We start from the raw sequence: 9,224 nt of genomic DNA, 5'->3' as shown, positions 1-9,224 counted from the left end.
TCGGCTGCATCGACACCGCACCCACCCCCAACGCACGTCGGCCTTCACGGCCCCAACCAGGTCGTGAAGGCCGACGTCACGCCGCGCCTCGAATGCGCCACCAGCATCGCACTCGCAGTCCGGCGGGGCGGTAGAGGCGGCGAGCCGCTCTGGCTTTGGAGTCGTTGGTCAGTCCTTGGCGATGGCCATACCGAGGAAGATCCCGGTCAGCAGGGCGATGCTGCCCGTGGCCATCACCGCCCAGGTGCCGGTCTGTGCAGGGGTGAAGATCGATTCATGCCCGCCTGGGTCGCCGCCCGCGTGGCCTGGGCCCCCGGCATGGACGCCTCCTGCACGGCGAGAGCCGTTTCCAGCTTCTGGACCTTGCTCTCCAGCTCTGACATCACCATCGAGTGGTTCCTCCCGGTCACGGGCCGGTGGCATCCGGCGCTCCACGCCCCTCCGTTCCTCAGCGAGGCGGCGCGAGCGCCATGGCGGTGACGGCCGCCTTCTGGAAGGGGGGCCATGCCGATGACCTCCCAGCAGCCGGCTTCCGTCCGACTGCCTTGTGACGGCGGGCGCGGGTCGGCTCAGTGCTGGTGTCCCCCGTCGTGCCCGGGCTCCTTGCCGGGTTGGGTGGCGTTCGGAGAAGTGGGCTGGGAGGTCGGATCGGCGGTGCCGCTGTTGTGGTCGCTCTCGTGGCCTTCGCCGCTTTCCTTCTCGGGCACGACATCGCTGTGGCTGTGTCCGCCTCCGGACTCGGCCATGGTGGGGGCGATGTGGCGAAGGCCGAGGAAGGTGAGGGCCGTCAAGACGAGGATTGCCAGCCCCATGAGGCTGAAGATGCGCCGCCACGGCCTCTTCGCCTCCTTCAGGAAGAAGGTGACGAAGGACAGGACGATGCCGAGCGGTATCAGCACGGCGCAGCGTTCAGGAAGGTCTGCGAAGTGCTGCATGCCGCCGCTGAGCATGCCCAGGCCGAAGGAGAGCATCGTCGAGGTGCCGAGCACGCGCAGGATGCGTGACAGGGGCTGCCTCTCGGACGCCAGGATGAGGTCGTTGAGTACGGTCGCGAGCAGGAAGACCAGTACGCCGGACCCGGCGATCAGCGAGTAACGGGCGGGGGCCATGGGGTGGTGGACGACGGCTCCGCTGATGAGGCCGGCCCCCACGTAGTAGCCGACGTAGCCGAGATAGCGCCACGGCAGGGAGGCGTTTTCCCGTCTGCTGTTGGAGCGGCGCTGGCTGCGGGTCGGCTGCGAGGGGGGCGGGGTCGTCGTGGCGAGATGGGGCGAGGAAGACAAAGCGGACCCTTCAAGGGAAGTTCAGTGGGGCCTGCCTGGGACTCTCAACGAGGCAGGCGGGCAGGGAGGAGGCCGAAGATCGGACCCGCCGGGCACGGCGCAGCGCGAGCCGGCCATCGCTGCGCGTTCGCACGTCATCGCAGGTCGGCCAAGGCGCATCGCGCGGCATGGCCGAGCCGACGCTGGTGCGCTGGCGGAGTCGGCTCGCGGGTGTGCCCGACAGGGCGTCGGCCGATGGGCGGGCGTGAGGGCCTAGATCCGTAGGACCGCTGAGTCCGGCACGGGCGCAGATGCCCGGAGGGCCGGGACGAATCGAACGGCGACGGATGCATACGCGTACGGAGGCCGGTAAGGGGTCGGGGTCTCGCACGGGACGGGCAGCGCAGCGCCCTGTTGGGGCTGACCGGACACACACTGGTGAGCGGCGTGATCGGGCTCCGGAGCATCCTGGTGGTCGGTGTGCCCCTGGCCGGGGCGCGGGCCGGGGGCCTCGTGGCTGTGCTCGGCGGAACCCGGGTCCGGAACGTTCGGGGCAGCCGCGTTGGTCGGCGCCCCGAGGTGGGCATGGCCTGAGGCGCTCTCCGCGCTGACACCGTGGCTGTACACCAGGGTCAGGAGAAGCGCGGTGAGCACCCACGTTCGCCACGGGCCCGCCGCACGAGAGCGGGACCGCGGCGCGCTACGGGTCGCCCGGGCCACAGCCATGCCGGGGAGCATAGCGTCACGTCGGCCGTAGTCCTCCTGTGGGGCGCGTATCCCCTCGGACGAGCGGGTCCGCGGCTGGCGACCTGCCGGCCGGGACATCGGCCTCCGGGCGGACGGATAACGGGCGAGCGTCAGCCGAGTGAGGTGATGAGTTCGTTGCACGCCTGCTCGCAGCTTCGGCAGGCTTCCGCGCAGATACGGCAGTGTTCGTGCATGTCCGCGTGCCGTACGCATTCGTCGCCGCACGCCTTGCAGACCATGGCGCACGCCTTCAGGATCGCGCAGGTGATGTTGGCGTCGTAGCCGGTGTGCCGCGAGAGCACCGCGGCGGTGGCGGTGCAGATGTCGGCGCAGTCCATGTCGGTACGGATGCACTTGGCGAGATCGCCCACCATGCCCTCGGACAGGCAGGCGTCCGCACACGCCGTACACGCCTGCGCGCAGGCGATGCACTCCTCGATACAAGCGGTGAGCTTGGCCTGGTCGATGTCGCCGAGGTCGGCCGGGTAGGTGGCGAGCATGTCCTTGACGGTGCTGGACATCAGGATGCCTCCGTTCCCCGCGAGGCCGGCGGATCCGGGGCGGCCGCCATCGAAGCCCCCGGTACCTCCAAGGTAACGCCCGTCCACGCGAATGCGCCCGGCCGCACCGTAAGGGTGCGGCCGGGCGCATTGCCGTACGGCTGAGGTCAGTGGTAGGCGTGGACGGCCGCGTGGCCCTTGCCCCGGCCGATCATCCACTTTCACCGGCGTCGTGATCACGAAGGCCACGGCGAAACCGCCCGGCAGCGCCGACCAGAACAATGCGCCCGACAAGTGGGCGTCCATCGCCCCAGGCGTCAGGGCGACGATGCCGTTGTCGGCGAACTCCGTCACCGCGATCGAGACGGTGTCCGCGGCCAGCGCCACCTTGATCGCGCTCTTGAAGTCCAGGCCGGCCCGCCGGACCGCGAGCAGCGTGACCGAGTAGCCGAAGACGAACGCCAGGGTGATCGCCAGGACCGTCGTCTGGACGTTGCCCCACAGCAGGGCGGCACCGATGACCATGCCGAGGATCTCGCCGATCCGGTACCGCCCGTCGACGCGCTGCCCCTGTGGGGCGAAACGTCCGGCTTCCTGACCGCCGTGGACGAGGAAGCTCTCCTGGGGGCAGCCGTCGACGCCGACGCCGTCCTGTTCATCGACCGCCTCCCCGGCAGCTCTCTGATCGTCGGCACGCCCATGGGAGCCGCCCGGCCGCGCACGGAGGAGCCCTTCTCTCCAGAGACCCGGGCGCGTCTGGTCCGAAAAGCCGTCAAAGCGGTTTCCACCGGCGCCGAACGTACCGACGCCCAGGACGTCGCCTTCGGACTCCGCCAGCTCACCGACATCATCGCCAAAGCGCTGTCCCCCGGGATCAACGACCCGACCACCGCTGTCCACGCCCTGTCCCACTCCTCCTCCTCCGCGCTGCTGTGCGACCTGGCACACCGTGACCTCGGCCCCCGGTTGCTGCGCGACGGCCAGCACCAGGTCAGGGTTGTGCTGCAACGCCCGGACCTGGAGAACCTCCTCGATCTGGCAGTGGCCCAGCCCCTGCGCTACGGCGCCGCCGAACCCGCCGTCCTGGCCCGCATCTTGATGCTGCTGCGCGAACTCTCCTGGAACACGGCAGCCGGCCAACACCCGCCCATCGTCGCCGCACTCGCCCGGCTGCGCTCCACCACCGCCGTCCAGGACTTCCACGCCGCCGATCACTCCCGGCTCACCGAACTGGCCCAGCAGGTCGAGCAGGCCCTGGCCGGACGCTGGACACACGACCGGGCCCACTGACCGCACAGTCCTGACCGCTGCCGGCCGCACCGGTCCGGTTCTGGCGCGCGGAGCGGTCCGGAGCTGGACGGGACCATGCAACCCTTGCCCGTCGGGAACCGGGCGAGGGGGATGCGAGTCCGGGCGCCTCGGTGACGTCCTCTCGCCGTAGGTCGGCAGCTGCGCGTGCACCTGGAGGGGCACCTCACCGGCCTGTCGGAAGCGCAGAGTTCACTCGCGCAGAGCCGCCTCCCCGCAGTTGCTCGCGCAGCCCTCGCAGCAGCAGACGTGGCCGCTCTTTGCTCAGCGCGACAAGTTTGCCGACAGGCACCTCCACCGGGCCGCGGGTACTGCCTTCGGCGGTGACGATGCCGACGGACCGAGTACCTGTGGTCTGGGCCCGAAGCAGCCTGCCGGGGCGCCGGCCCTGGTTGCACTCCTAGATTCCACTGGCGGGCACGATTTACTTGGCCCTCCCTTGTCCCTCTTCGTTGCAGGCGGCGGCTGCGGCGATCGGTTGGGCCGACCGGTCGCTGTCGTCTTCGGCCGAGGGGATACCGGCCAGGTCGTCGACGTCGAAGAGGCGGGCGATGGGTACGTCGGTGCTGCTGTGGGCGACGATCGAGAAGGCGATGCAGACGGCGATGAGAGTGAAGGCTTCTTCGCTTTGGGGAATGCCGGCCTGTAGTACCAGCAGGCCGTACACCACCGAGGCGAATCCCTTGGGCCCGAACCACGCGGCGACCAGCCGCTCGCGGCGGTCGAAGCGCGTACCGATGAGCGAGAGCAGCAAGGATCCAGGCCGGATCAGCACGATTGCGAGGATGACCGCGATGTAGCCGCCGATCGGCAGGTCACCGAAGAGCTGCGGTGTCAGGAGTGCTCCGAAAACCAGGAGTGCGGCGAACTTGGCCAGCTCCGAGAGGGCTTCGCCGAGTGGCTCGAAGGCGGTCTTGCCTTCCGGTGCCACGGCGGTGAGGACGGCACCGGCGGAGAACGCGGCCAGATAGGGGTTCGCGTGCGTGAGGTGGCACAGCGCGTACAGCATGATGCCGATGGCAAGCGGCAGCAGAGGCTGGAGCTTGGGTTCCGCCCCGAGCAGGCGAAAGCGTACGACACTGTTCGCGGCCAGGGGCAGCACGACGCCGAAGACCAGGCCCAGAACGAGCTCCAGTCCGATGGCCCCGAGCGACGCTTCGGCAGTGTCCGCGGCCGGACCGGCGGCGGCGATGAGGATCAGCACGACCGGAAGCGCGAGTCCGTCGTTGATACCGCTTTCGATGTTGAGCAGCTGCCGCAGCTTCGAGGGGACTTCCTTGCGGCCGACGATCGCCGAGGCGAAGACCGGGTCGGTCGGCGCCAGTACAGCACCGACAAGGAACGAAGTCGTCCAGTCCAGCCCGACAAGGTAGTGAGTGATCAGCGCCATGCCGACGAAGGCCAGGGGCAAGCCGAGCCCGAGAGCCCGGGCCGGGTTCTTCCAGTTCTCGCGCAGTTTGGGGAACGAGACGTGCATGCCGTCGGTGAACAGCACCGCGAACAGGGCCAGATCAGCGGTGACTGCGACGATCTCACTGTCCGGGGTGATATGGATCAGCCCCAGGAAACCGTCGCTGACGAGCGCCCCACCGACAAGGAAGAGCAGGGAGGTGGACAGCACGGTCCGGGCCGCAAGCCCGGACAGCAGCACCGCGACGAGCAACGCGGCACCGAAGACGGCGACGAGCACCATGAGAAGAACCTCTCGATCGGCAAAGACACGTGTCCCCATCGCCGACCAGGCTTCCCGGCACTCCGCGCCCGACCCTACACGCTTCATACGCGCTGTTGGCATGTCCTTGGCGCGATCATGCCGTGCAGATGTCAGTTGCGGCCGCAGCTTCCCTGCGGACGCTGTGGCACGGCACGCGTCACGGAGAGCCTGGGCGCGGGCAGGCGAGGAAGGCAAGACGAACGGCCCGTACTCATCTCGGCCGGCATCGCCGCCCTCCTCCCCATACGTCGTAACACCCCCTGACTGGGCCGCCTCGATGCGCGACAGGGGCCCTGGGGCCGATCCCGTCCGCCGGGTTCTGGAGCTGTCGGCGTCGGGCCGACTCCGCCCGCAAGAAGCGGCCGAAGTCGGCCCGTCGGCTCCGCGACGAGGGGCTGATGCCGCTGATCGAGGAGGCCCACGCCACCTCGGGCGGCACTTATGGCGCCCGCCCGATCACCCGCGCGCTTCGGCGCAAGGGCCACGAAGTGCGTAAGGGGGCCGGTCATCGACCGGTCCCCTTCGCAGCCCTCGCCGGCGGTGTTGTGCCGGCGGTTCAGCGGATGCTGAACGCGCCTCGTCCTTGGAGGTACTTGACGCCCGTACTGAAGCACCGGCGCACATTGTTGGTGGGCACCGCGGATCCGGAGTAGGCCCGGTGGGCCATCAGGCCGGAGACCACGGTTCCGTTGAGGAAGGAGTCGGCGGCGGTGTATCCGCGAGTGCCGCCCGGGGCCGGGGCCAGTGTCGAGCGCCCCAGGACCCGGCCGGTGCGGTTCGGACCGGCATACCAGGTGACGGTGCCCTTGCCGCTGAGTGAACTCGCGCGCCTGCAGCTGGCCTGCGCGGTGCCCGCCATCGTGAGCCGGCCGGAGGCGATACGGGACTGACGGCCGTTGGGAGACGTGCAGTTGTTCAGATCAGCGCTTCCGCGGGCCGAGATTTTGCGGGTGGCGCCGGTGACGGCGGGCGAAAAGGTGATGCGCTGGCCGGGGGCGGTCACCAGGGAGCACCTGAGGGTGCCCTGGACGGCGGCAGAGGTGGCTGGGGCGGGAGCGGCCGTTCGCGGCCCGGCCTGGCTTGCGGCACCCGTGGCGAACAGGGTCAGAAGTGCGGTCGCCGTCACGGCGGCGGCTCGCAGGTGACGCACAGCAGGCATGGGGGTTCTCCTCTGGTCGGTGTGGCGGCTCATGATGCGTGTGGCAGACCGGGCGGTTCGACTGCATGCCGCCCGGCTTCCATCGTTCACGAACCGGGTGAGCGTATCGCCCTCGACGTGCCAACTAATCAGGATTCCTTACTCTTTAGGGCTAATAGGGGTTTGACCCGTGGATGTCTTTTTGGTCAGGATCAGCGTGTCGACGAAAGGACCGACATGCGATGGCCTTCCAAGGGCAGCCTGTTCGGCCGGTGGCACAGACCGGGCGATGCGGCACACCGCACCGCAGGGCGTCCCTGGTGGGTGTTGCTCGCTACTGCGGCTGTCGGGATCGTGATGGCGCTGACCTCGTTCGCGGCGCCAGGCCGGCTGTCCAACGGCGGTTACATCGCCGAGGGGACCGAGGCGACCCGCACGGACGCACTGCTCCAGCAGCGTTTCGCCGCGGGGATTCCCGACCTGGTGCTGTATGTGCGCTCGCCGAAGCCCGCCGACTCTGCCGAAGTAATGCGTGCGGGGCAGCAATTCACCGACCGAGTGGCTGGTGAGGCGGGCGTGCGGGAAGTCGTCTCCTACTGGACGGTGGGGGACGGCAGGCTGTTGAGCCAGGACGGCCGGGCCGCCCTGGTCATGGTGGACCTGCGGGGTGACGAGGACGCGGCCGCGCGCAGAGCGGCGGATCTGGTGCCACAACTGACCGGGGCGCAGAGCGAGTTCACGGTCAGTGCAACCGGGCCGGCCTGGGTGATGGCGCAGGCGACCGAGCTGAGCCATGACGAACTGATCCGTGCCGAACTCCTCGGCGCCCCCCTGGCCTTCATGGTGCTGCTGTTCGTGTTCGGGTCGTTCACGGCGGCGCTGCTGCCTGCGGTCATCGGCGCGGTGGCGGTGGCCGGCACCTTCGCGGTCCTTCGCGTGCTGAGCATGTACCTGCCGCTGTCGTCGTTCGCCTTCAACATCACCACGGCGCTCGGCTTCGGGCTGGCCGTCGACTACGCCCTGTTCGTGGTCAGCCGCTATCGCGAGGAGCTGGCCGCGGGCGCGGCGCCGCACGCGGCGGTCGAGACGACGATGCGCACGGTGGGCCGCACCGTGGTGTTTTCCGCGGGCACCGTCGTGATCTGCCTTGCCGCGTTGCTGGCCTTCCCGCTGGGATTTCTGCGCTCCCTGGCGCTGGCGGGCATCAGTGTGGTGGTGCTGGCGGCCGCGGCCACGCGTCTGGTGCTGCCGGCCATGCTTGTGGTCATCGGCCGCCGCATCGACCGCTTGGACCCGTTCGCGTCCCTGCGGCGCAATGGGCGTGCCGGCCGTAGCGCGTGGTGGCTCGGTGCGGCGCGCCTGGCCACCGGTCGACCGGTGGTGGCGGGCGGCTGTGCGGCGCTGTTCCTGCTGACTCTGGCAGTGCCGTTCGCCCACGTCCGTCTCGGTGTCACGGACGAGCGGGTCCTGCCCGAGAAAGCGGAATCCCATGCCACGGCCACGCGCATCGGGCGGGAGTTTCCTCTGCCATGGACGAGGGCGCTGGCCGTGCTGCTGCCGGACACCGACGCCGTCGATCAGCGGCAGGATCTCGACGCCTACGCGCGCAGGGTCTCCGCGCTGCCCGCGGCGGGCGAGGTGGCCACTGCTCTGGGCACCTATCGCGACGGGCGCCGCACGCAGGAACCGTCGGTGGACTCGCTGCTCTACGTCACCACCGGTTCCACCTGGCTGTCGGTGATGGCCGACGGACCGCCTGCCGCGGATGAGCCGCTGGTGCGGCAGCTGCGCGCGCTGCCCTCCCCGGGACGCCATCTCGTCTCCGGGCGCCCGGCCCGGGTGCTGGACACCAAGGACGCCGTCCTCGGAGCGCTACCCGCGGCCGCGGCCATCGTGGTCGCAGCGGTGCTGTTGCTGCTGTTCCTCTTCACCGGCTCGGTGCTCATCCCGGTGAAGGCGGTGATCATGGGAGCGCTGAGCCTGGGCGCGAGCTTCGGGGCCATGGTGTACGTGTTCCAGGACGGGCATCTGCGCACTCTGGTCGGGGACTTCACCGTGACCGGCGAGCTGGAGACGTCCATGCCCATCCTGGTCTTCGGTGCGGCGTTCGCTCTCTCCGTCGACTACGAGCTGTTTCTCATCTCCCGTATCCAGGAGGAGTACCGGAGGACCGGCGATCACCGGGCGGCAGTCGTCGCAGGGCTCGCCCGCACAGGACGGATGATCACTGTGGCGGCGGTGATCTTCGCGATCGCCCTGCTGCCCCTGGTGTCCTCGAGCATCACCTTGCTCAAACTCGTCGGCTGCGGGCTCGCTCTCGCGGTCCTCATCGATGCCACCGTCGTACGCGGCGTGCTGGTTCCGGCGTTCATGCAGCTCACCGGTCACGCAAACTGGTGGGCGCCGCGCCCTTTGGCCGCGCTGCACCGGCGCGTCGGCCTGGAGCGCCGGCTCCGTCACACCAGCGAGGGGCCGCGCGCTGGGCTTCCCGCGGCACGCGACGGCGAGCGCCTGCCTGACCAACAGACCAAGAGCGTGGGCGACAAAGGATAGAG

Annotated in this window: 8 protein-coding genes and 1 pseudogene; 4 read left to right on the top strand and 5 right to left on the bottom strand. The window is 69.6% G+C overall.

Annotated features, from left to right (window positions below; genetic code table 11):
• Positions 1–276: 276 nt before the first annotated feature.
• Positions 277–480: a hypothetical protein gene (locus ABD374_RS33410; protein ID WP_344500713.1), complete on the top strand. Its 204-nt coding sequence runs from the start codon at positions 277–279 to the stop codon at positions 478–480.
• 89 nt (positions 481–569) lie between these two features.
• Here ABD374_RS33410 and ABD374_RS33405 read toward each other — a convergent pair whose 3' ends face one another.
• From ABD374_RS33405 to ABD374_RS33395, 3 genes and pseudogenes are all read right to left on the bottom strand, one after another.
• Positions 570–1,283 (bottom strand): hypothetical protein, encoded by a 714-nt coding sequence (locus tag ABD374_RS33405; protein ID WP_344500711.1) that lies wholly within the window; start codon positions 1,281–1,283, stop codon positions 570–572.
• An 836-nt stretch (positions 1,284–2,119) separates the two neighbouring features.
• Positions 2,120–2,530 (bottom strand): four-helix bundle copper-binding protein, encoded by a 411-nt coding sequence (locus tag ABD374_RS33400; protein WP_344500709.1) that lies wholly within the window; start codon positions 2,528–2,530, stop codon positions 2,120–2,122.
• Positions 2,531–2,676: 146 nt separating this feature from the next.
• A pseudogene (locus tag ABD374_RS33395) lies at positions 2,677–3,052 on the bottom strand (DUF4396 domain-containing protein); the annotation flags it as partial.
• Here ABD374_RS33395 and ABD374_RS33390 point away from each other — a divergent pair.
• Positions 2,996–3,799 carry a DUF2254 family protein gene (locus ABD374_RS33390; protein WP_344500721.1) on the top strand — a complete coding sequence of 268 codons (804 nt, stop codon included), beginning with the start codon at positions 2,996–2,998 and terminating at the stop codon, positions 3,797–3,799. The pseudogene ABD374_RS33395 and the gene ABD374_RS33390 sit on opposite strands and share 57 nt — an antisense overlap.
• Positions 3,800–4,241: 442 nt before the next feature.
• Here the strand turns inward: ABD374_RS33390 and ABD374_RS33385 are convergent, their stop codons facing one another.
• The gene (locus tag ABD374_RS33385) at positions 4,242–5,510 is read right to left on the bottom strand and encodes a cation:proton antiporter (RefSeq protein ID WP_344500707.1); all 1,269 of its coding nucleotides are present in this window, start codon (positions 5,508–5,510) and stop codon (positions 4,242–4,244) included.
• A 419-nt stretch (positions 5,511–5,929) separates the two neighbouring features.
• Between ABD374_RS33385 and ABD374_RS34850 the strand changes: the two genes are divergently transcribed.
• Positions 5,930–6,184, top strand: a complete 255-nt coding sequence (locus ABD374_RS34850; protein ID WP_425577417.1) for a hypothetical protein — start codon at positions 5,930–5,932, stop codon at positions 6,182–6,184.
• Here ABD374_RS34850 and ABD374_RS33380 read toward each other — a convergent pair.
• Positions 6,088–6,690, bottom strand: coding sequence for a hypothetical protein (locus tag ABD374_RS33380; RefSeq protein WP_344500705.1), 603 nt, complete (start codon positions 6,688–6,690; stop codon positions 6,088–6,090). The genes ABD374_RS34850 and ABD374_RS33380 overlap by 97 nt on opposite strands.
• Before the next feature lie 336 nt (positions 6,691–7,026).
• On the opposite strand from ABD374_RS33380, the gene ABD374_RS33375 reads away from it, so the two are divergent.
• Complete coding sequence (locus ABD374_RS33375) at positions 7,027–9,222, top strand: MMPL family transporter (protein ID WP_344500719.1); 2,196 nt, start codon at positions 7,027–7,029, stop codon at positions 9,220–9,222.
• Positions 9,223–9,224 lie beyond the last annotated feature (2 nt).

Origin of the sequence: Streptomyces enissocaesilis (genome assembly GCF_039533765.1) — a bacterium.
In the GTDB taxonomy this organism is placed as follows: domain Bacteria; phylum Actinomycetota; class Actinomycetes; order Streptomycetales; family Streptomycetaceae; genus Streptomyces; species Streptomyces enissocaesilis.
The sequence above is the reverse complement of the archived record's forward strand: the minus strand, read 5'-3'. Positions and strand labels throughout refer to the sequence as shown.

Coding starts and splice junctions, on each gene's coding strand:
- ABD374_RS34850 (WP_425577417.1), top strand. CDS start 5,930: ATGCCGCTGATCGAGGAGGCCCACGCCACCTCGGGCGGCACTTATGGC.
- ABD374_RS33380 (WP_344500705.1), bottom strand. CDS start 6,690: ATGCCTGCTGTGCGTCACCTGCGAGCCGCCGCCGTGACGGCGACCGCA.
- ABD374_RS33410 (WP_344500713.1), top strand. CDS start 277: ATGCCCGCCTGGGTCGCCGCCCGCGTGGCCTGGGCCCCCGGCATGGAC.
- ABD374_RS33400 (WP_344500709.1), bottom strand. CDS start 2,530: ATGTCCAGCACCGTCAAGGACATGCTCGCCACCTACCCGGCCGACCTC.
- ABD374_RS33385 (WP_344500707.1), bottom strand. CDS start 5,510: ATGGTGCTCGTCGCCGTCTTCGGTGCCGCGTTGCTCGTCGCGGTGCTG.
- ABD374_RS33375 (WP_344500719.1), top strand. CDS start 7,027: ATGGCGCTGACCTCGTTCGCGGCGCCAGGCCGGCTGTCCAACGGCGGT.